The organism is Sphingobacteriales bacterium, from assembly GCA_016700115.1.
GTDB lineage: Bacteria > Bacteroidota > Bacteroidia > Chitinophagales > UBA2359 > UBA2359.
This window is the reverse complement of the sequence record CP064999.1, coordinates 495,025-518,092: the sequence shown is the minus strand read 5'-3', so window position 1 is coordinate 518,092 and position 23,068 is coordinate 495,025. Positions and strand designations below refer to the sequence as shown.

Here is a 23,068-nt window from a genome sequence, read left to right as displayed (position 1 = left end):
TTCTTTCTGCAATTGCAGTTTTATACAACTCTCATTTGCAAAAGAAATGCTATTTTTGTGAAATGCTCAAAACCGGCAAACTTACACTCAAACCAGGTTTTTCAATACTCCCGTTTGATTATGGAACAACTTATTTTTGATAAGTACAAATATGATCCCGACAAGGATTTTTTAGGCAAAGGAGCTTTTGCAGATATTTACCGCGCTTATGATGTGCTTCTGGAAAGATTTGTTGCCCTCAAGTTTTATCGCAATTCCGAACAAGCTGCAGATTCCAAATATGATGTGCTGAACGAAATGAAACAGATGATAGGGCTTCATCTTTCACATCCCAATCTGATTGCTTATTACGATGCTTTACTCCTGACCATTACGGATAGCCTTGGCAGAAAATTTCAGGTACAAATCGGTGTTTTGGAGTATGCCAACGGAAAAGAAATTCTGCTTACAGGAGGCGACCTGCGAACTTTTATCAACAGGACACAGCCCAACAACGCACAAATCAAAAAAATTGCCTCCGATATTTTGCAGGGGTTGCTCTTTTTGGAACATCATCAGGTGGTTCACCGCGACCTGAAACCGGCCAATATTCTGATGCACCGAACAAAAGATGGAGTTTGGATGGCCAAAATTGCCGATTTTGGATTGAGCAAATCCATTAAAAACACCGAACAATCGAGCGCTCATCTCAAAGGAACCATCGAATATATGGCTCCTGAACAGTTTTTTCCGAACAAATATGGAATTGACAAAAAAATATCTACCAATGCTGACCTTTGGGCTTTTGGCGCTATTTTATATGAAATTTTTTCGGGCACTCTTCCTTTTGGAAAAAGAAGTCAGGGCAGTACGGACGAGCAAATTTTGGCCGGTGTTGATAGTTTTGAACCCGAAAGCCTTAATTTACAAACTATCCCTCAGCCTTTCAGAAGGATCATATCGAGATGTTTAGTTAAACATGCCGCTCAACGCACCCAAAGCGCACAGGAATTATTGAATATTTTGAATGGGTTGGACGAAACGCCAATGTCCGGAACTGAACAGACTACCATAATTTCTGAAACACCCTTACAGAACATCCATCAAACTACATTACCTCCCTTTCAGAAACAAACAGTTCCGCAGCATAAAACTGCACATCCCCAAAACAGTAAACCAACTCACACATCAGCACCATCAACTCTTGGAACCAAATTGTATAAAATTGTGGTCGGTACTGCATTGGTACTTGTTGCATTTTGGGTTATCCAACAACTTTTTGGTGACCCGCTTGCCTGGCTTTTTAATCAAAAAAACAACCTTGAAAATCAAACAAATGCCGATACGCTGACGACGGTTTCTGTTACACAAAACTTCATCAACTTTGGAGAATTGGTACAGTCGAAAAAAGCAGTTCAGACCATCTATCTAAAAAATACAGGCGTAAACCCTCTAAACATTAAAGGCATAACCTCAAACAGCCCTTACCTGAAAGGCGACTGGCAACCCAAACTTCAGGTGATGCCCAACGATTCGGTTGCTGTTACAATTACCCTCTTAACCGATAAACTGAGCGGTGCTTATTCAGACAGCATCCTGTATTTTGCCAACACTTTTACCAATCCCTCCCGCATAATGGTAAGCGGATACATAAAAAAACCTTTCATCCCCATGCGGGACGATTATAGCGGCATTAAAGAAAAGCTGAAAGAAACGCTTACCTACTATCATCAACATCGCAATGATACCTTGTATTTTGACGATATGTTTACCAATCCGGTTGAAAGATATTATTCCGAGAGCGGCTATATCACAATTGCAGATTTAAAATTAAAAGCCGCCTTTCAGAAAAGCAATGCTGGGTATGCCAATTCTGAAACCGTGCTTGCGACATCAGTCAATTACGTAATTTTAGATGGTAACTTTCTGGCAGATTATATCATTACCGAAAATACCGCTTCTTCGGGAAGTTGGTTTGGAGGGAGGAGTAACCAAATCAGAATGGAGGCTGAAATAACCTATCCCGAATTTAAAATAACGGGAATCAGGAAAAGGTAAAGAATAGATACAGCAGGTCTGAAAAAACAAAAAGCCGCAAAAGAAGCGGCTTAGTGTGGGTGGTTTTTTGGGGTTTATTTTTAGGGGTTAAAATCAGGAAGTTGTGGCAAAGGTAAACAACCGGTTGATCAAATCAAGTTGTGCCAATTGATGTGCTTTGTAAAGATACACGTTCAGACCGACCACTACTGAAGTTATTGCCGCAAGCAACAACAATCTGGTAACTAATTTGTAATCGGGTCGCTCGCTTTTGGGTTTGTTGATTTTGATGTAAGTCATGGCCTTAGGTAGTTGAGGGTGTAAACTGAAATTTTTGGGTGTGTTCAACAATCTTAAACTTAACTGTAACGGAAAACTGCTTCTTAAACGATTAAATTTAGTAGATGGTTGCCACGCTTTAGGTTTTTTGAGGTTAAAAAATGTGAAAGTTTTTTGGGTTTTTTTCCGGCTTTATGGTTCATCAGACTTTGACGTGTCAGACAGGTTTAATTCCGGGTAATTTTTTTTTTTACAGCCCTGTTTACTACAGAACTATTTGCCGCATGAGCGATCTGCTTCGTTTCTTAAACAAAGACGATGTAAGGGCATTTAATCGCAATTGTTCATTCAGAGAGTTGGATCAGGCTTGACCGAATTGGTGTTAAATATCCGCTATTGCCCGCATCTTTATTTATATTGTATAGGTTGCCCTTCTCTTTATTATTTTATAATTTTCGCTGTCATGCTGTTTACTTTCAAAATGTAAACACCTGTTTTCAATTCCGAAACATCCATCAAATACTGTTCACATTGTTGAAAAACTGATGCTTCCTGTATTAACTGACCCGATAAATTATAGATTGAGTATTTTAGTTCGGTTTGTGGACTATTAGCAGATAAGAATACAAGGTTTGTTGCTGGGTTTGGGTAGATTCTAATATCTGACGCTTCAAAATCAGGTTTCAGGGCTGTTGAAATTTCCGATGTCAGCATATACGTCCATATATTGTTGTTGATAATGCTGAGTTTTACCGGAACATTATGATGTAGCAAGACTATTCCGGGGGGTTGAGTTGTATAAAGACAATGTGAGTTGCCGTAAGGAGAAGCGATTATATCAACGTAAGTGGTATCATCATTCGTGAACATTCCTAATCCTTCAATAACCAGGTATTGTTTGGAATATGCAACCGCCTCATCAAACAGGCTCAAATACGAAAAATGTCTGCCCTTTTGTGTTACACCTGCTTGTCGGATCCAGTTTGCTGAATTGGAATAAAAATCACTATAATCATTTGGCCCGGAAAACATCAGAACACGGTCAACCGAAAAGTGCTTTGCCAGATAACAGGCATGTCCTGAACCTTGTGAATGTCCGCCAACAATAATTTTTGACCAGTCCAAAGAGAAAGGAGTAACTAAATATTGTCCCCAATTTTGTAACGGATAGGTCAGGTCTAAGTATTGGATCAGTTTTAATGTTCGGATATAGATGGAGTTTAAAGAGTCAACAGTAACATCATTGCTGATTGGTGTCCCGAAGCACACTTCTTGCCGGTATTTATCAAATGCCAGGCTGTCGCTGTCATTTGCAAGACTTGCCGTAGCAATATTATTAGGATAACTTAAATTGATAAAGTCAAATCCCAGGTTTGCAGCATGAAGCCTGAGCGCATTATAATCTGCTGAACTGCTACTGCCTGTGCCGCCAAAAAACAAAAACAGTTTGTTTGTCTGAAAACCCGGGTTTATGCTTATTGAACTACTGTCCTCTGCCGGGGCGTAGTTGAGGTCTGTTTGAATTGGTTTTACATAATAAGTCTGAACTTGTCCGAAACAAAAGCCGGAAGTTAAAGCCAACAAAAACAGAATATGGAATATAGTTACTGATATTCTTAGTTTGTTTTTCATCCATTCCAAGTTTTTAGTATAGACCTTTGAAACTTTCAAAACCCGCTTTTAATACTGACAGGAGGTTAGTAAAGTATTTATTTTGGTTTGAGTGTCATTACATACCTATGACTTTCATTGATTAGCCCGCAAATTTTATCTGAATCATTCCACATGCTTTCAGGTATTAGTAGGTAGCCTTTCAAAACAGCTCCATACGCTTTAAACGGACCTGTTTTAAGTTCCTGCATGTACTTTTTTTTAACCTCTTCAGAAAATCGGATTCCCAATTCCCCGTCTTTGTTTAACTGGGAAAACATATATCCGTTTGCAGAGGTATAAGGCATAGTTTTCCCTTTTCGTTCTATTCCCGGGCAATTGGCAATTAGCCGGTCATACAGTGCTAACTTTTCTTCCCACATAGTAGTATTGTTTTTCCTTTCAAGTGGATGTTAAAAAAGAACAGGCCTGAGTTCCATTATTACAATAGTATCGTTGGCAAAGAGTACGATCAAATTTCCCTAAGACTTAATCATAACCTCTGTATGTTGTGCTAACTGCTTTTCACTTTTACGCCTGCAAATTTTGGCACAGTCAGGTCCGGCAACTTTAAGTTGAAACAGAGCAACCCATGTCTTACAAATTACCGGGGATGATAGATTTTCTATTTCGATGTTTTTTTCTTTTTTGGTTTTGGATCCGGCAATTCTTTCAGGGTAATTTTGACTAACTGACTAAGCCATTCACTGTCTTCAATTTTTTCTTCTATCAAAAAACTTAGTTTAGCTCCGGGATAAGGCGGTGCTTCAATCACATTGCCAATAAATTCACGCCCCGATTTCGTGGGTTTTATAAAAAGTTTGTTGTCACATATAAGTCCAAAGATTTTGCCGTCTGAAAATATTCCATATTCCCCAAACATTTTTTTAGCCGTTATTTCACCGGCATCTTTTATTTGATCGGTTACAAAATCTGCAAATTTCTGATCGGAAGCCATATCGTTCAAATTTTTGTTTCGGATTATAAATGTATTCTAATTTTTCCCGCACTAAAAATAACAATCACCCCAGATTATCAAAAACACACTCACTATTTCACCGCAACAGAGAAACTAATACAATCCCTTTAAGCACTGATGAATAGCCCGACTTATACAGATAAAACATGTTTTTTGTCTGTTAATACTGAACTTAATCTGCAAACAACCCTACAACAATTTTTTCTATCAAGCTGCTAAATTAAAATCTCGAATATCTATTACACCGTTAACACTTTAGTCGTTTCTTCCCCAAATTGCGAAATGACCCGAACGGCAATTTTCTGCCCTTGCTTTTTCACTTCTATCGGATGCGAAATGTGGCCGTAAAGACGGTCAAAGGCTTCATCGTCAATTTCAATTTTCAGGGTTTTCTCTACCTTCTTCTTGGTGCTGTCTTTGGCAAGACTTTCCAAACCTTTCTTCCATTTGTCAAACTCGTCTTTGTCGCCACCGCAGAAGAAAACCTGCTTAACTATAAAGTTGCTGCCGTCATAGTCATCATCTACCATCCAGTAAGCAATGTCTGATACATTTCGGGCTTTTACTTCGTCTTTGATAGGGTCGTAAATATCCAGTCCCTGTATTTCTACTGAAACGGTTTTGCCGTCCTTGTACAAAGCAATGTCGAGTTCGCCAATAGTAACGAAACTAGCAGCACTCTTGCCCGGTTTTTTCTTCAAACCGTCTTGCATCAAATCGTCATGAATACGGGCTTTTGTTACTTCAAATTTACCCATGTTCATGGTTTGGGTAGTGCCTTCAATATCGCTTTCAAAACTGAAACCAAGTATGATAAGCCATTGTGCATCTCCACGCAAACGACATTCTTTGACCGCTTCATTTACGGCATTTTTACTAACTGTGCCAAACTTTGGCCCAATATGGATGTATGCTTTTTTCTCGCCTGTGCCGTTCATATAAAAACCTTCGGCATGTAGGTAAGGATGGCTCAATAATTCTACTCTTGAAAAAACGACCTGTTCATCTTTTCTGCCGTTTTTGATGCCTGCACTTACAAGATGCTGTTTTACCGTTTCTTCAAATACCGTTGCGTCTTCGGCTGACTTGGCTTCTTCTTCCAATTCTTCGGGGGCAGTTGGTTCAAAGTTCTGCAAAGTTTCAACTGTGAACGGACCACTTACCCGTAGTTTTTTGTTGTCAATTTCGGGTCTATCATACAAAGTTTCTGTTGCTGGTGGTTCATCATTCGCCAAACTTTTAAGCGTAATATGCGGAACAGTTTTATAAATAAACCCTTGCCTAATATCATCACTTGTTTCGTCATAGAGTTTGTAATACGGAAAAACACTCGTCATTAAACGCTGTTTGGAAATGTTTAAGGCAATTCTGCTGGTGTCAATGGTTATCCAGCGTCTGCCCCATTGCTCGGCAACAAAAGCTGTTGTGCCGCTGCCACAGGTTGGATCTAAAATCAAATCGCCAGGGTCTGTTGACATCAAGATACAGCGTTGGATTGCCTTCTCTGATGTTTGAACTACATATAACTTCTGAGTTCCTAACTGAACAGCATCCCACCTATCAGTAATAGGAACAAAATTGAAATCATCAACAAAGCGTCTATATCTTAAAACAGATCCCATAATTTCAATCCTGTTTTTGTTTGCTAATTTTTGCATACCATCCAAATGTGTTGACCAATGTTTTCCACTTCTAGGTTTATAAATTCCGCCCTTAAATTCAAATGATTGGTCATAACTTGCTGCACCATCTGAGTATAATGCACCTAATTGGTATCTTTTTCCGTTTTCTGGAAAAACACCTGTTTTTATTTCTTCGGGCTTCATTCGTCTTGTTGTTCCATCGTTAAACATTAACATGTCATATCTATCAAGAGAAGTATCACCTATCTCCCGTTTAAGATATAATTGTCTATACTTTACATTATCTTTGTTCTTGGAGTACCAGATAATGTAATCTACAGTTCCTGTTAAATACTTACCAGGTAAACCACCAGTTTTCTGTACATTTATCGTAACAATAAAATTCTCACTCCCAAAAACCTCATCCATTATGCTTCGAACAAGGTGAACATTTTCATCACTAATCTGCACAAAGCAACTTCCACTTTCAGTGAGCAGTTCTTTTGCAATCAATAAACGGTCACGCAAGTAAGAAAGGTAAGAATGAATGCCCAATTCCCAAGTGTCACGAAAGGCTTTTATCTGTTCAGGTTCTCCTGTTAGCGCTTCATCATTGCCGTCTTTTACATCACGGTTGTTCAATTTTACTTGCCAATTGCTTCCATATTTAATGCCATACGGTGGGTCAAAATAAATGGTTTGCACTTTGCCTGCCATGCCTTCGCGCTCTAACAAGCTTGCCATTACCAGCTGGCTGTCTCCCTGAATGAGGCGGTTAGTCCAGCCGTCCTGATGTTGGTAGTACTGGCTCACTTTTTCTAATTCGTCTTTATCCAAGGCATTGCCAAACAGTTCGTTTGCGCTAAACAAATCCATTTGGTTGCTTGGCGGCTCAATTAGTTTGTACAGGTTTTTAATCAGCGTTTCGGGGGCAATGTGTTCGTGGCGGTATAAGCTGCGTATGTCCACCCGCAACAAATTTTCACGGTCGTCATTGTCGTATTTGTTCAGCCAAAATAACTCCGGGTCTTGCCCACGATGCACCACAGGGTTTTTGGGCAGTTCAAGGGTTTTCTTACCCTGCTGCACTTTCGGGCTGACCTCTTCATAGCCCGCTTCTTCTTTGCTGGGTATATGTGCCCGTTTGTCATTATTATACTTGATGCTTTCTATTTTCTTTGCCATGTTATTTCTTTTTGCCATTGTTGAATTTGGCTTCTTTCAGTACATTTTTTTCATCACCCTGAAGTTTGCGCTGTAGTTTTTTAATATCCTCGGCCAATGGGAGGTTTTCGGGCTTTACACCCCGTTCAAGCAGCATTTTTCTAACTGCTTTATTGTTCTCCACATGCTCAACCGAAATCTGCTGTTCGCCTTTCAAATCTTTTTCAATCGTATTGTGGCTTGTGAGTTCGGTGGCAAAATCTTTTGCTTTTATAGTCAGTGTAGGCAGGAAGTCGGCCAGGGGCCGGTTATCGGGTATAGCCAACTTTCGTTTCATATCGTTGGTACTAAAACCGCCAAATAACGCCTGGTCGCCTTTACTGCGGATGATGGCAAAGCCCCGCTCATCTACTCCCCGTTCATAGATAATACCTGATAATTTCTTTTCACTTTTGCTGAGTTTCTCCCTTGCAGACACCCTGGCAATATCCAGCAAACGCTGTTCGATAATTTCCTGTTTGCGGGTTTGAACGGCAAAGTAGGTTTGTGCAAACGCCACTTCGTTTTTGCCGGGGTCGCCATTCTGGGCTATCAGGTAACAGGCATAGCGGGTCAGGGCTACATCTTCAATTTCTCTTTTTGTTCCGCTGCCTATTTCCACCATTTTGTTGATTTCAACAAAATGGTCAGATACCGGTATTCCGCTACCCTGGCATGCGGCTCTTGCTTTTTCAATTACTTTCTGAAAATTTCTCCATTCGGTATATCCGAAGATAACCTGCAGTTCCCTGGCGCTCCAGCACTCAATTCCCTGAAAAAGGTAACAGGCCTGCTCAAACCTTTCGAAAAGCTGTTGTATCAATTCTTTTTTCATGAACAGATGCTTTGGATTTTTTCAATCAACTGGTTTTTAATGTTTCTGATGTCGTTGGCAATTTCAATAAAATGCCATTCGGGATATTCGTATTTGTCTTTCATTGCGTTTACTGCAGGCAGCCAACGGTTTTCTACAAACCATTTCTTTTCTTCCTTGTCCTTGCTCATGCCTGTAATTTCAATGATTAAGATTTTAGTGGTTAGTGGCCGGTGCTTAGTGTTAATGCGAACTAAAAAATCGGGAAAATACTGTTTGTCCCTGCCTTCTTTCACATAAGGAATAACAAAACCGAGAAAAGCATTTTTCACATAGCTTTCTACGTATGGCAATTCTTCCAAAGTTTTGGCCGCAATTTGTTCCCAGGTTTCTGTGTCGGCAACCACATAGTTTACATGGCTTTTTTCTGTGGCGTAAACATTTTTGGTGGTATTGCCATTCACATATCTGGTGCTGCTGAACTTGTTGTAGTAGTTGAAAACAGGACGAATAAACTCGGCCGTGTTAATGTGTGGATTGATGCCCCTGCGAATATGGTCTGCCATAATTTTCGGCTCGTTGAAATAGAGTAGCTTTTTATACTTCTCGTCTTTTTCTCCAATCAGCACCACTTTGTGGTCATACCAGTATCCTATAATTTCTTTCAGCTTGCCGAAGTATTGAAACTTTGGGTTTTGGTCGTCATCACTAAAATGGTAATTAATCAATTCTTTGGTGAGCAGATATATGATTTCCTGTTTCCTTTTTTCAAATACACTTTGCACTTTCAGTTTTTCTTCTTTGGGTAGAAATGCAGAACCCATTGTAGTTTGTAAAGGAAAATCGGAACACACTACCTCAAAGTTTTCAACTTTGCTGTAATCATATTTCAATTCATTTCCTGCACTTTCAACCCGATAACCCACCACATTTGGGAAGGTGATTTCGTGTTTTTCCTGCCTTTCGGGCAGGGCATAAATGTGCTTAAGATCAACAGGTTGTGGCGGCTGAACCGATTTGCCGCCTTTGAACAATTTGAAAGGAACGCCAATGATGTGAGCATATTCAGGCGGGAATTTCTCCACCACAGTTTTTCGTTTGTCGTTGGTGGGATTCCCTTCTTTATCATACCCCTGTAAAAAGTAATTCATTCTGCGTAAGGCACGACCGGCCACCTGTTCACAAAGCAATTGAGAACCGAATTTGCGAATACCCATGATGTGGGTTACGGTATTGGCATCCCAACCTTCGGTGAGCATGGAAACGGAAACTACACAACGAATATGAGCACCTAATTTTCCTTGCTTGCCAACGGTGTTTACTACTTCACGCAAAATTTGAGCATCGGTAATCAGTTCGGCACTTCCTTGTCCGTGAATCCGGGCATAATCTCTTTTGAATTCTTCTATTTCAGACGCAAAAATCTTTTTGAAATCATCATTCACCTGATCGCTGTTTTCCAGTGCATCACTGTCAATCAACAAAGTTGGCGGACGTTTCAATGCTTTTTGGGTAACAGAGTCGTAATTGCTGAACAGGTCTTTTGCTCCTGAAACGGTTACCAATTCACCGTTTTCATTTTCAAATTCATAACCTGCAATGTATTTATACACTTCTTTTGAAACAGAAGTGTTGTTGCAAACCACAATAAAAACAGGCGGTGCAGAAAACAGATTTCGTTTTTCTTCATTCTGCTTTCGCTGCCCGTCAAAATAATCTTTGTAATGATTGTAAAACTGGTCTAATGCACCTTTTACCAATGCCGGCAGTTTTGGGGGTGCTTCTTTCAGCGTTGTGCCTTCTTCTTTTGCTTCAGATTTTTTCTTGCGTTGTCCTTTGCGTGGTAATTCATCTTTTACATGGTCGTAAATGTCGCGCAATTTGGCTTGGGTGATTTCTTGTGTATTGTCGCTTTCGGGCAGGAATGGAATTTTAACCAAACCGCTTTCTATGGCTTCAATCAATCCAAAATCAGAAACCACCCAAGGGAATAAACTATATGGTGTATAGCCCGAACCTTTCAAATAGTAAGGTGTTGCCGAAAGGTCGTAAACGCATTGAAGTTTATAGCGAAGTGAAATTTCTTTCAGCCCCGTAAACCAAACGGCTGCTCTTTCATTTTCGTCTGCTTCTTCATTGTCTTCTGTTTTCCCGGATGATTTTGGCAAGTAGCAGTGATGGGCTTCATCATTCAAAATTAACAGCCGGCTGTCTTTTTTGAATTTGCCTAAAATTCTGCGAATGACTTGTGAGTAATCTTCCTTTGCTTCCTGCTTTTTTCCTTCTGCATTCAACTTTCCATCAAACGGGCTTCTCTTGTTGCCTTGCAGACTTTTAGGTTCAAATGTATGGTAGTTGGTGATGACCAATCTTGCATTCAGGTTCTCCAATCGGTGTTCCGAACTTTGTGGCACCAAGCCCCTTTGGAAATAGTAGTCTTCTTTGTTCTGTTTGTTTTTGGTGTCCACAAACAAAACTCCCAAACGGTCTTTAATGGTAACACCCGGTGCAACGATTAAAAAATAGTCTGCAAAACGGGTATCGCTTTTGTATTCCTGTCGGTTGAAATAGTGATACAGTATTAAACAACCCATTACAACGGTTTTGCCTGTTCCTGTTGCCATTTTAAAAGCAAGCCGTGGCAATTGGTCTTCTGGATTATGGCTTACCGTTTTTTGTCCGTTGCGTATAATGTTCAGAATGTTTTGTCCGGCATTTGATTTTCCGGCCACTTCATTCATCCAAATGGCTGTTTCAATGGCTTCACGTTGTGCAAAGAATAATTTTTTTACTGCGTGCCGTTCAGGGTTTTCAAACCAAAACAACAAAAGTTCCTTTGTTACTCTTGTCGTGTTGGGATATTTCTCTGCTCTCCACTTGCCAACTTCTTTGCGACAAAGATTGATAAGGTGTTCGCCATATTCTGCGGCGAAGTCGTTCACTTCAAAAATTGAAGATTGCGGGCCTTGCTTTGTCGGCATAACCTGTATGTCGGGAGTGAAAATCCGTCTGTCTTGTCTGATGTCCTGATAATTCAATGATCCGTCCGCATCTGTCGCATAGTGCAGCAGCGGTTCATCATAAGGACTATTTAATATCGGGTTATCCGAATTCATGTTTTTATTATTTCAAAAATTAAGATTTCCTATAACTGTAAATTTAACTTGTTATTTGGTGTCGTTTTATAGGGGGTTGGCAGAAATGTATCTTTGGCTTTTGTCTGAAGGGTTGGCTTGTACGGTTGAGTCTAAAGCCAATTTGAAGTTTGCGGGTCGGCATAAAATTGAATAAAAAAAATGTGCGGTAGGAAAAAATAAAGATACAGAAGGGTAGGGCAATGAATGTCGGCTTACCCGCTGTCCGTTTGAAATATGGTCTGTATGTTGGTCGCCTGTCAAAATGGTTTGTCGTTGTGTTAATTTTCAATATTTAGTCATCTGTTTCATGGTTGCAGGGTCGTCATACGCTTACCGGCAACGACAGCCTGTGAAAAATACCGTAACAAAAATACAATAAAATTCTAAGCCGTGATAAAAATAGCATAATTTTATTTCATGCCATACCTTCAAGAAACCTCCCGCCGGCAGATGTAAACAATCTGTTTGGAGAGTAGCATCGGTGCCGATGACCCTGTGCGGTTTATTGATGCTTATGTAGATTATCCTTATTTGTCAATATTGGGTAGATTACAAATCAGCAGAAGCTTTTAATTTTAAAGTAACTTTCTTGAATACCGGGTATTTAGTGGTTTTGGAGTAGTTGTGCAACAGATACCCGTGTTACCCGACTGCGTTTTTAATCTTCCTTAAGTATTATTCCTTTTTGAAATCTATGGAGTAGTTCAAATGCATACTCAATATTTGTATCTAATTTTCTTGCCCATTCTTTGGCAATGGCTGATTTTGTAGCATCTTCCAAGTTGGTTTCTAACACTTTCAATACCCTTGCTGATATGGCTTCGGACTTTTGCAGATACATTTTGGAATTTCTCCCCAATACTTCTGCGGCAATCTGCAACTGGTCTATTGGGTCTTTGTCCAAGATGTCATAATGTTTTTCTACAATTTCATCCCACTTCAAGCGGTAGTAGTGTTGAATTATTTTTAAAATATCCGAAAGGTCATTTTCGCGTTCTTCCGGGCGGTCGCTCCATGCTATCAATTTTAAAATTACCATGCCGGAAAGTGTAGGTATGTTGGCAATTTTCTCCTCTATATATACAGGGATGGCTTCCTCCATTACTTCACGGAAGCCTAATACATGCAAATCGGTGTATCGCTTATTGAAATTATCTGTATATTCATTTTCTATTTCGCCAAAGGGCAACAAATCAATGGCAATCTTAAACGTATCGGAGTAAAAAGTCCAAGGAGCATTTACTTTCTTGAACCCCTTTGCTTCTAATTCAGTAGTTATTTGTTCATATTCCGTAAAGCTTGAAACCAATACAGCAAAATCAATATCCTTGGTACCTCTGCTTGGATTTATTCCTTCCTTCAGTAATTCTAAGGCAATAGCACTTACACCAATTAAATAATAGGGAATGTTTAACTTCTTCATTACTTCATCAATACAATCGAATGATTCTTTGAAGTAGGGTATAGCTAATTCCTTATAGGTTTGACCCGATGTACTCATGATAAATTTTTTCGGCTGTTTCTTTATTTCGTTTGCCTCCTTCCAAAATCAAATCAGCATACACCAACAGTTTGGGGGCTGTTTTTTCTATTTTGTTCTTCCAAAACATTTCCAATACTTCCACCTCTCCATTTTTATCCGGTATTAACTTGTAGTTTCTAATCAAATCCATTCGATTTTCTGTAGTGTAAATCAAAAACTTTTCAGGACGTAAATGGTTAGTCAATATATCTGCTGCCGGCTCACCGCCCCATACTGTTTTATGGTTATCTAATGCTAATTCATTCCAATTCTCTTTAAGTGTATATCTTTCTTTTACCAATTTAGGTCGCAAAACTGTGGCATATTCTGCTATCCACCTATTCAGCAGAGCTTTTCTGTTTTCCCATACATAGGTTTTGTTGTTCAAGGGAATAAGATAACCGGTCTCTTTCAACCCTTCTATCACCTGTGGAATATTTCCCAAGGCTACATTTGTCAAATTAGCCAATTCCCGTTGTGGCAGATGGATAGCATCTTTGTGTTGCAATAAATAAAACACTACTTTCAACCCGGTTTTGGTAAAAGCCCTGTTTCCTTTTCCTTTTTCTATATCTAATGTTTTTTGGGTATCAACAAATAGAAAGAGTCCTTCCTTTTTCAAGAAAATATTTCCATTAGCCTCTATATAGGGGATTCCTTTATACCTAAATTCCTCTTTAATTTTTGGGAAAATACGGTTGGCAATAAGTAAAAAGTTATCATAACGATGAAAATACTCCTCGACCTGTTGTAGTTGATGAGTTCTTAATTCCCGTTTTACTTCTATGGTAAACTCATACTTATGCCCATTCAAGACTATTTCCAAACCGCCATCCAAAGTTTTTTTTGGCTTAAAATATGCATGAATGCCGGTGGTTTGATACAATGCCTCCAATGCTGTATATACAATCTCTTGTTCCATTTTAATTTGTTTTTGTTCACAAATATACGATGTTCACGGAACATGAACAAGGAAAAAACGTGAACAAGCATTTCATAAGCACAATTTCTTATCAACTTAATTTAGGACGGCACAGGTTCTCCGCTTACCGCAAAGGACAGCCTTTGAAAAAACAAAAATACACTAATATTTTAAGCCGTGATAAAAATAGCATAATTTTATTTCATGCCATACCTTCAAGAAACTTCCCGCCGGCAGATGTAAACAATCTGTTTGGAGAACAGCATCAAAGCCGATAACCCGAAGTGCGGGTTATTGATGCTTTTTAGATCATCTTGATTTGTAAAATTGGAGGTTGAGTCTCAAACTCTAAAGAGCGTATTTATCAGATACTTTGAATTTATCCGTAAAACACCCTGAGCAATCACACAATCCCTTCAAGCACCGATGAATATTTTGATGAAGGAAGTTCTCCCAATCATTAATCAAAAAACCAGCTCCGGTTTTTAAAAAACTACCGGAACACGAAAAAAAGGTTTAATGCCCTCCCTTCAAAAATGCCCACCATATATCCAAAGGGGGGGGGCTTTGGTCGAAAATCAACGACCCTTGCTTCTTTTTGAGGGGGTGGGGGGCAGATTGTTTAAAAAAGTGCCAAAAATGAGGTGAAAAACATTTCAATTAAAACTTCTAAAATGTCAATTTTAATCTTTTCAATTGACATTTTAAGGAGTAAAATTGCAATTAAAACCTTTAGAATTGCAATTAAAACCTTTAGAATTGCAATTAAAACCTTTAGAATTGCAATTAAAACTTTACAAATCGCAATTTAAGCTTCTAAAATTGCAGTTTGAACTTCTAAAATTATAATTGAAACTTTTAAAATTGCAATGGAAACTTTTAAAATTACAATAGAAGTTTTTAAAATTGAGATTTAAGCCCCTAAAATGTCAATTAAAACTTGTAAAAAGTCAATAAAAATCCTTTCTAAATGCATTATTTCCCGAAATTTTGACCGGAAAAGTGCAGAGGGTTAGAACAGGCGGAGCCGGAAAACCGAAGGAGGGGGTAAAGATGGGCAAACAGGAGATTGTTTTGCGATAAGAACCCCGGCATGGATACTTAGGGTTGGTGGTCTTTGTTTTTAGAAACATCGGACAAATGGTTCCAAAAATAATCGGTTTCTAAAACCTGCAAGGCTTTGAGATAGGTTTCGTTGTCGCGGTTCAGCACTTTTTGGTTCAACTCATCGGAGTAGAGGTATTTGGCAAAAAACGATTTTATTCTGAGTTTCACCTGATTTTTGGCTGCCTCAAAGCCTGCTTCGTCTGGGGGAAGCTGTTGAAGTTGTGCAAAATCTTTGAGTTCTTGCAACAGGGTGTCGGGGGTTTCAAAAGCGGTTTCAAAATCCTTTTCTGTCGGATAGTTTGACAGAATGGTTTGACGGTGCAAATCCATATTGCCGACCAAAAACAGGTTTAAGATTCCTTTGTTGACCAATTCTTTGTAATAAGCGGTTCGATAGGTGGTATCTAAGGGCACATAGATATCGGGAGTAATTCCACCGCCGCCATAAACCACTCTGTTTTGCAATTTGGTCAGGTATTTCAAGGAGTCATGATGTTCGGGTTGTGAAATGCTTCCGGTCATTTCGCCGTTTTCATACCGCTTATCGAGGTCTTTGTAATAATCGTCCTTTCCTTTGTCGTAGGGTTTTTGAATAGAGCGTCCGGTTGGCGTATAATAGTGGGCAATAGTCAGCCGGATATAAGAACTGTCTGAAAACATAAAGGGTTTTTGAACCAACCCTTTGCCAAAAGAACGTTGTCCGATAATAATTCCGCGATCCCAATCCTGAATGGCACCCGAAACGATTTCGCTTGCCGAAGCGCTGTTTTCGTTGATTAAAATTACTAATCTCCCCTGTTCAAAATTACCTCTCGAAGAGGCATCGTAGGATTTTTTCGGATAGTTTTCGCCTTCGGTGTAAACGATTTGTTGTTTGTGGTTCAGAAATTCGTCTGCCATGTCAACGGCCATCGAAAAATATCCTCCGCCGTTGTTTCGCAGATCGAGGATGAGCGATTCCATGCCTTCTTTTTTCAAGGCCTTGAGTTTTTTGGTGAACTCTCGCATGGTGTTTGACGAAAAACGGCTCACTTTAATATAGGCAATGGTTGGAGTTGCCATATAGCCGGCTTCAACGCTGGGAATGGTGATTTTGTCGCGCACAACTTTATAATCCAACAACTCTTTGCTGCCTTGTCTTTTTACGGCAACCTGCAATTCGCTGTTTCGGGGACCCCGCAACAAACGGCTGATTTCTTCATCTGTAATGCCCACCCCTGCAATGACTTTGTTGTTGACCGCTATGATTTTATCGCCGCTTTGAAGTCCGGCTTTTGCCGAGGGTCCGTTTTCAGTGGTGGTCAACACAAAAATGGTATCGCGAAGTTTTTCAAACTTAATCCCTATTCCTTCAAAATTACCCACCAAAGGTTCGTTAATGTCGTCATATTCTTCTGCCGGAATATAGACCGAATGAGGATCGAGATCTTTTAAAATTCCGTTAATGGCGTTTTCTGCGGCTTTTTCAAAATCCACAGGTTCCATGTATTCCTGTTCTAATTTTCGAAGCAGGTTTTCTATTTTTTTGGCTGCCACTGACCAATCGGGGTTGATTTCTTCGTTTTTTTGCGCATAAACACCGGCAGGGTTGGCCAACAACAACAAACAAAAAACCCAAAATGCTGTATGAAGAATTGGAGGATGGACGGAAGTGTAAAGTTTCGAATACATATAAAGGGTAGTTTCAGAACTGAACAATTAAAAAAACGAAGGTGAAAAATTCCCAACCGGGTATAACCGGAGTAAAAAAATCAGAGGCAGTATTAGATTGTAAGGTATAAAAGTAATGCGAGTTCTACTACTATCAAATCTATTCTTATATTTTTTTGTGTCTCTCCTACATTTTTAACAGCAATCTGACAGAAAGTTCAAAAGTAACTACCTTTACCCTTAATTTTTAAGACCATCCGGTTCAATTAACCTTTATTCGACCTTGATATGAGTAAGACAGATGAAAAAATAGCAAAAGTATCGGAGATAAAATTTCAAGTCAGCTTAGACGAAAAAAACATACCCGTTGAGTTGCATTGGAAAGCAGACGACAGCACATTTAACGAAAATAAAGCCTGCAAAGCCATGCTTATTTCTGTTTGGGATGGTGAAACCAAAAACACCCTTCGCATTGACTTATGGACCAATAAGATGGAGGTCAACGAAATGAATCACTTTTTTTTCCAAACCCTTGTAACAATGGCAGATACTTTTAAAAAAGCAACCGGTAATGCAGAACAGAGTAAAAAAATGGCCGAGTTTGCCCAAAGTTTTGCCAAAGATTTGAAATTGTTTCCTGAAAAAAAGTAAGTACCAATTCAGTGTAAATCTTTGTCGTTTCCTTTTATTCAATTTATCACTTTTGTGTTATGATTCTTGAGAACATTCCGGGTTTGAAACAGCAATATTTAATCCCCTTGTTTTTACTTTTTATGTTGTTTTCTGCCTGCAAACCCGAGGCGACTTTGGTCAAATTCAGAGGGGAGACCATGGGCACTTATTACGAAATCAGTTACATTTCGGAACAAGGTCAGGTGAACTATCAGAAACAGATCGACTCCTTGCTGCTTGCTTTTAATAATTCGGTTTCTACCTATATCCCAACCTCGTTAATTTCTAAGGTCAATCAGGCTAATGCCGGTGATACCATTCCGGTTGATGAGTTTTTCGCGGTGGTATTTATCACATCGGCAGAAGTGCACCGGAAAACAGGGGGGGCTTTTGACCCGAGTGTGATGCCATTGGTCAATGCCTGGGGTTTTGGGTATCAAAAAAAGCCTTTACCTGCGGATAGTTTAGAGGTGGACTCGTTGTTGAAATTGGTCAATTTTTCTTCATTTGCGTTATTGGACAATCCCTATCGAATTGTAAAAACAGTTGCCAATACACAATTGGATTTCAGCGCTATTGCTAAGGGATATGGTGTAGATGTCATCGGTTTGTTTTTGGAAGATCAAAAAATTTCAAATTATCTGGTGGACATTGGCGGGGAACTTCGCGCAAGAGGCGTTAATACACAGCAAAAAGCATGGACTGTTGGTATTGACAAACCGGTTGAAAATGCCACAAAAAGAGAGGTGCAGGAAATTGTGCGGTTAAAAAATTCATCCATCGCAACTTCGGGCAATTACCGCAAATTTTACGAAAAAGACGGGGTAAAGTATGCCCATACCATAGACCCAAAAACAGGCTACCCCAAATTGTCCAACCTGCTGAGTGCCAGCGTTTTTACTTCCGATTGTATGACTGCCGACGCTTATGCCACAGCCTTTATGGTGATGGGTTATGAAAAAGCGCGCGCATACGTTGAGAAGGATGCTTCGTTGGATGCTTTGTTTATTTTTAGCAATGAAAAGGGTGAACTGCAAACCTTTGTTACTCAGGGAGTTGAAGTTTTGAAAGAAGACCGGAATAATTAACCAAACCAATCCGGTTTATGGATATTCATTACACAGACTCTCTCACCAATCTTTTAAACGAAGTAACCCTTCGGGTAAAGGAGAATTTCGGGCACTTAACCCCGGAACAGTTGAACTGGAAACCCGCTCCAAACAGATGGAGCATTGCTCAATGTTTAGACCATTTGTCAGTTTCAAACAAAACCTATTTTCCTGAATTTGAGCGGATGGCAAAACAAATCCCTTTTGACAATTTCTGGGGTAAAATCCCTTTTCTACCCGGTTTGTTTGGGAAAATATTGCTTAAAAGCGTTCACCCCGATTCCAAACCCCGACTAAAGGCACCCTCAAAGTTTGTTCCGTCAAAAAGCAACCTTCCCGAAACTGTTCTCACCGATTTTGAACATACCCAACAAGAGCTTATCAACCATTATCAGGCTTTGAAGTCCGTATCAAACCACGAAAGCCTGAAAATGACCTCTCCCGCTTCAGGTTTCGTTACTTATTCTTTAAAGGACTGCCTGATTCTTTTGGTTTTACACGAGCAAAGACACCTGAATCAAGCCATCAGGGTAATGCAGTCACCGGAGTTTCCGGTCAATCCGGTTTAAAAAAATGGGGTAAAGGTTATGCCGGTTTGACAATTTGATTTGTTTTGAAACAAATTTTTAGCATCGGCGTTGTTTAGACTAATTCTAAATAATACCTTTGTGCTGTTATGAAGGAATATGCCATTAATAAAGGGTTGACTTTTTCGATAAAAACCACAAGCACAAATGGTGAAAGCAAGGCTATTATTACCAAAGATGACAACAACAACATCACCTTGAGTTTTTGTTATCCGGAAGCCGAAAATCTAACTGAATTAGCCGGCAAACCGGTGTATTATCATGTCAAATTTCACTTCCCCTCGCAATATCTGAATAATTATTTTTCCCTTTATTCCGAAAACTATTTTCAAGGTTTTTACAACTACGAAGAACAGGAATTGTGTTGTAATAAACAGATGATTTTGCATGATATCATCCATAGTAAACTGGAAGGGGCTTACCGGAGCATGTTTTTGGAGAGTAAAGCACTTGGGCTGTTGCTGTGTTTTCAAAAAGAAATTATTCAGCCGGTAAGCTCTTGTGTTGCCTGTAAATTTTTGATGAACCCGGCCGAGAAAGAAAAGATTCAAAAAGCAAAAGAAATTATACTAAGCCGATTGAGCAATCCACTGACCATTCCCGAACTTTCGTTGGAGGTGGGTATCAATCAATGCTATTTAAAAAAAGGATTTAAAGAGGTTTTTGGTACTACCATTTACGATTTTGTTCAGGAACAACGAATGATGAAAGCCAGGTTGTTGCTTTCAACAACAGAACTAACCGTTTCGCAGGTTGCCGACAAAATCGGATTTTCGAGCATCAGCAACTTTAGCTCGGCATTTAAAAAACATACCGGTGTTTTTCCGAGCGAACTACCCAAATCTTTTGGTTAATAGCTTCCGGAAAGTTTTCCCGTTTCAGTTACAGTTTTTCCTTTTTTAAGAAGAAGTTATTTTTTGCCACATCAGACCTTTGCAAAATTATTTTAACAAAAAAGGTTCGCGGTGAAAAAAACAATACTTCTGATTTTTTGCTTGTTTATTGCTTTATCCGGACAAGCACAAACTGTTACAGATACGGTTTCTCTTGGAGCAGGATATGCCAATCAACTTTGGTATTCTTTGTCCAATGACGAACAGGGTTCAGCCCCAAAAAACAACTGGGATCTTGCTTTTGATGTTTCGTCTTTTGGCTCCTCCATTCGTATCAATTCTATTACAGGAACCACTCTTTGGAAATATCCGAATGAAGACATTTCGGGATGGGAAACACTGGATACCGTAGGTCTTTATAGTTGGGAGAGCCTTTGGAATTCTGATACATCCTGGGCAATGGGAGCATTTGAACAACATGCCGACCTCAACAATGAATTTGATCTTGGCTGGGGATATTATAGTACCGTTACACATATTGTGTCCGGCGATTCTTTATATGTTATCCAGCTTTCTGACGGAAGCTTTAAAAAGCTATGGATTGAAAGTTTGTCCGGAGGGGCTTTTAATTTCAGACATGCCAACTTAGACGGAAGCTCAGAAGTTTTGGCTCAGATTGTAAAAAGTCAGTTTAACAATAAAAACTTTGCCTATTATTCTTTTCAGGACAACCTGTCCTTTGACCGTGAGCCTGTTTCGGATAGCTGGGACTTGCTTTTCAGCCAATATACAGCTTTTATTCCAGATCCATACACCGTTACAGGGGTACTTTCCAACAAAGAGGTTGCGGTGGCAGAGGCATCTAATATTGGGAACACAAACGATTACAACGATTGGCAGGCACATAGCTTTGTGAGCCAAATCAATGAAATAGGGTATGACTGGAAAACGTTTGGAGGAACCGGATTTGAAATTGCGGACTCTCTCATCTATTTTGTAAAAGACAAGAGCGATGATATTTGGAAACTGATTTTTACAGGTTTTGGAGGCAGTGCAAACGGCAATTTTATTTTTACAAAAGAACGGTTGAGTTCAGTTAGTATTTATGAAAACAATACCGGAAAATCTATCGCCTCTTTGGTGGTTTACCCAAACCCTGCACCGGCACAACAAGTTACTCTGGTTTACAACTTAGAACAAAACACAACATCTGCCCGACTGACAATCACCGACATTGCCGGTAAAACAGCCTATTCTGAATCTTTGCCCACAACTTCAGGACTGAAGGTTCACCAACCCGAACTTCCACCCCTGAGCCCGGGAACTTATATTGTATCGCTGTTTATTGACGGGAATGTTGCCCATCAAAAGTTAATCATCCAATAAATATAATTTCAGCTATGACTTCAACAACCAACCGCTATAAATTTGGAAATCTCCTTTCAGGAAGTATTGTTTTGACGATATTGGCTTTGTGTTTCCTGTTTTTTAACGCCTGTCAATCAACAGTTCAGAGCAGCGATTCCAAACCCGAAGTTTCAGAACAAAAAATCGGAGTCCTGTTAGTCAATCATGGCTCTCATTCAGAAACCTGGCGCAATGCCCTGATGGAATTGGAATCAAGCGTGAAAGAAAGAGTGCTTGAAGATGATGATTTTCAGGGCATTAAGACGGCACACATGGAATATACAGAGCCTTCCATTGCAACAAGGCTCAAAGAATTTGATGCCGAGGGGTTTACCGACATCGTGATTGTTCCTGTTTTTCTTACCGTCAGCCCGCATACTTTTGACGACATTCCGACCATAATCGGGCAAAAAGAAGATCCCCTTTCATTGGAAACGCTAAAGATTGAAAAAATTGAACGATATACCCCCAAAGCAAAACCCTATATCACCCCCAATCTGGATTTTACCGACATTCTGAAAAAAAATGTCCTGAGAAGGGTGCAACAATTATCCGAAAATCCTGAAAACGAAGGGTTGGTTTTAATTGGTTATGGAGACGAAACCTATGACAAAGAATGGGGAGAACTTTTTGTAAATGTTGCCGAATACATCAAACAGCAAGTTGGTTTGACGGAATATGCCTATGGTTGGTGCGGACATATTGCGCACTATGATCCGGGAAAAACCACAACAGCCGTCAATCAGGTGTTAACCAAAAAACAAAAGGCCGTCGTTATTCCGGTTTTAGTGGCACATGATGAATATTTTCAGATAGAAATCATCGGGGGAGGTATTGAAAAAGTACAAGACAGTAAAGAAAAGGTGATGTACAAACCCGATGCTATTTTACCCGATGCCCATGTAGAGCAATGGGTGATTGATATTACTGACGAATATCTGAAAAAAATAAAAACCGACCAAAATATCTAAGTACCAATGCCGAGTTGGAATTTAAAAAGAATAAGGCGGCTCAATATTGCGACCCATCGCGACCTGGGCTACTTTTTTTCTACGTTGATTTTGATTTATTGTATTTCCGGAATTGCACTCAATCATGTGGATGACTGGAATCCGGATTTTATCCTGACCAAAAAGAACATTGAGTTGGATAAGTCCTATACGAAGGAGGAAATCAATCAGGAGGTAATCAACAGGTTCGGAAAATTGGTCGGTGAAACAAATTACAAAGTGTTTGATTTTCCGACTCAGGATCAGGTGAAAATTTACTACCGCGATGCCTCTCTTCATATTTACCTGTCTCAAAACAATGCGATCTATGAACAGGTGTCGAAACGTCCGCTTATTTACCAATCCAATGTGTTGCATCGAAATAGTTTGAAAGGATGGAAATGGGCATCCGACATTTTCGCCGTACTCTTAATTGTCATCAATATTACCGGCCTTTTTATTCTGAAAGGCAAGTACGGAATTTCGGGACGAGGCAAGTGGCTGATTGCCGCCGGATTTATTCCGCCTTTTATCGCCCTAATTATTCAGTCATTGCTATAATGTAACCCT

General features: G+C 39.6%; 18 protein-coding genes. 8 read left to right on the top strand and 10 right to left on the bottom strand.

Features of this window, described 5'->3' with window-relative positions; genetic code table 11:
* Nucleotides 1-120 precede the first annotated feature (120 nt).
* Nucleotides 121-2,037, top strand: a complete 1,917-nt coding sequence (locus tag IPM47_01910) for a protein kinase (GenBank protein ID QQS29734.1) — start codon at nucleotides 121-123, stop codon at nucleotides 2,035-2,037.
* A 93-nt stretch (nucleotides 2,038-2,130) separates the two neighbouring features.
* On the opposite strand, the gene IPM47_01905 is transcribed toward IPM47_01910, so the two are convergent.
* From IPM47_01905 to IPM47_01860, 10 genes are all read right to left on the bottom strand, one after another.
* Nucleotides 2,131-2,316 carry a hypothetical protein gene (locus tag IPM47_01905; protein ID QQS29733.1) on the bottom strand — a complete coding sequence of 62 codons (186 nt, stop codon included), beginning with the start codon at nucleotides 2,314-2,316 and terminating at the stop codon, nucleotides 2,131-2,133.
* Between the two features lie 420 nt (nucleotides 2,317-2,736).
* Nucleotides 2,737-3,927 carry a T9SS type A sorting domain-containing protein gene (locus IPM47_01900; GenBank protein ID QQS29732.1) on the bottom strand — a complete coding sequence of 397 codons (1,191 nt, stop codon included), beginning with the start codon at nucleotides 3,925-3,927 and terminating at the stop codon, nucleotides 2,737-2,739.
* 77 nt (nucleotides 3,928-4,004) lie between these two features.
* Nucleotides 4,005-4,328: a hypothetical protein gene (locus tag IPM47_01895; protein ID QQS29731.1), complete on the bottom strand. Its 324-nt coding sequence runs from the start codon at nucleotides 4,326-4,328 to the stop codon at nucleotides 4,005-4,007.
* Between the two features lie 242 nt (nucleotides 4,329-4,570).
* A complete protein-coding gene (locus IPM47_01890; GenBank protein ID QQS29730.1) occupies nucleotides 4,571-4,903 on the bottom strand; it encodes a TfoX/Sxy family protein in 333 nt (110 codons plus the stop codon).
* Between the two features lie 260 nt (nucleotides 4,904-5,163).
* Complete coding sequence (locus IPM47_01885) at nucleotides 5,164-7,731, bottom strand: site-specific DNA-methyltransferase (protein QQS29729.1); 2,568 nt, start codon at nucleotides 7,729-7,731, stop codon at nucleotides 5,164-5,166.
* 1 nt (nucleotide 7,732) lies between these two features.
* Complete coding sequence (gene dinD, locus IPM47_01880) at nucleotides 7,733-8,584, bottom strand: DNA damage-inducible protein D (GenBank protein QQS29728.1); 852 nt, start codon at nucleotides 8,582-8,584, stop codon at nucleotides 7,733-7,735.
* Complete coding sequence (locus IPM47_01875) at nucleotides 8,581-11,679, bottom strand: DEAD/DEAH box helicase family protein (protein QQS29727.1); 3,099 nt, start codon at nucleotides 11,677-11,679, stop codon at nucleotides 8,581-8,583. The genes dinD and IPM47_01875 overlap by 4 nt, the downstream gene beginning before the upstream one ends.
* 679 nt (nucleotides 11,680-12,358) lie before the next feature.
* Nucleotides 12,359-13,201 (bottom strand): hypothetical protein, encoded by an 843-nt coding sequence (locus tag IPM47_01870; GenBank protein ID QQS29726.1) that lies wholly within the window; start codon nucleotides 13,199-13,201, stop codon nucleotides 12,359-12,361.
* Nucleotides 13,176-14,144 (bottom strand): hypothetical protein, encoded by a 969-nt coding sequence (locus tag IPM47_01865; GenBank protein QQS29725.1) that lies wholly within the window; start codon nucleotides 14,142-14,144, stop codon nucleotides 13,176-13,178. Before IPM47_01865 ends, IPM47_01870 begins: the two co-directional genes overlap by 26 nt.
* Nucleotides 14,145-15,245: 1,101 nt before the next feature.
* Entirely contained in the window at nucleotides 15,246-16,922 is a 1,677-nt protein-coding gene (locus tag IPM47_01860; GenBank protein ID QQS29724.1) for a S41 family peptidase, read from the bottom strand.
* Between the two features lie 267 nt (nucleotides 16,923-17,189).
* Here IPM47_01860 and gldC point away from each other — a divergent pair, with 267 nt between their 5' ends.
* The 7 genes from gldC to IPM47_01825 all read left to right on the top strand — a co-directional run bounded on the left by gldC (nucleotide 17,190) and on the right by IPM47_01825 (nucleotide 23,059).
* Entirely contained in the window at nucleotides 17,190-17,552 is a 363-nt protein-coding gene (gldC, locus tag IPM47_01855; GenBank protein QQS29723.1) for a gliding motility protein GldC, read from the top strand.
* Nucleotides 17,553-17,611: 59 nt separating this feature from the next.
* Complete coding sequence (locus IPM47_01850) at nucleotides 17,612-18,661, top strand: FAD:protein FMN transferase (GenBank protein ID QQS29722.1); 1,050 nt, start codon at nucleotides 17,612-17,614, stop codon at nucleotides 18,659-18,661.
* Between the two features lie 17 nt (nucleotides 18,662-18,678).
* A complete protein-coding gene (locus tag IPM47_01845) occupies nucleotides 18,679-19,251 on the top strand; it encodes a DinB family protein (protein QQS29721.1) in 573 nt (190 codons plus the stop codon).
* A 107-nt stretch (nucleotides 19,252-19,358) separates the two neighbouring features.
* Nucleotides 19,359-20,123: a helix-turn-helix transcriptional regulator gene (locus IPM47_01840; GenBank protein ID QQS29720.1), complete on the top strand. Its 765-nt coding sequence runs from the start codon at nucleotides 19,359-19,361 to the stop codon at nucleotides 20,121-20,123.
* 111 nt (nucleotides 20,124-20,234) lie between these two features.
* Complete coding sequence (locus IPM47_01835) at nucleotides 20,235-21,488, top strand: T9SS type A sorting domain-containing protein (GenBank protein ID QQS29719.1); 1,254 nt, start codon at nucleotides 20,235-20,237, stop codon at nucleotides 21,486-21,488.
* Between the two features lie 14 nt (nucleotides 21,489-21,502).
* Entirely contained in the window at nucleotides 21,503-22,480 is a 978-nt protein-coding gene (locus IPM47_01830; GenBank protein QQS29718.1) for a cobalamin biosynthesis protein CbiX, read from the top strand.
* 6 nt (nucleotides 22,481-22,486) lie between these two features.
* Nucleotides 22,487-23,059 carry a PepSY-associated TM helix domain-containing protein gene (locus IPM47_01825; protein ID QQS29717.1) on the top strand — a complete coding sequence of 191 codons (573 nt, stop codon included), beginning with the start codon at nucleotides 22,487-22,489 and terminating at the stop codon, nucleotides 23,057-23,059.
* The last annotated feature ends 9 nt before the right edge of the window (nucleotides 23,060-23,068 follow it).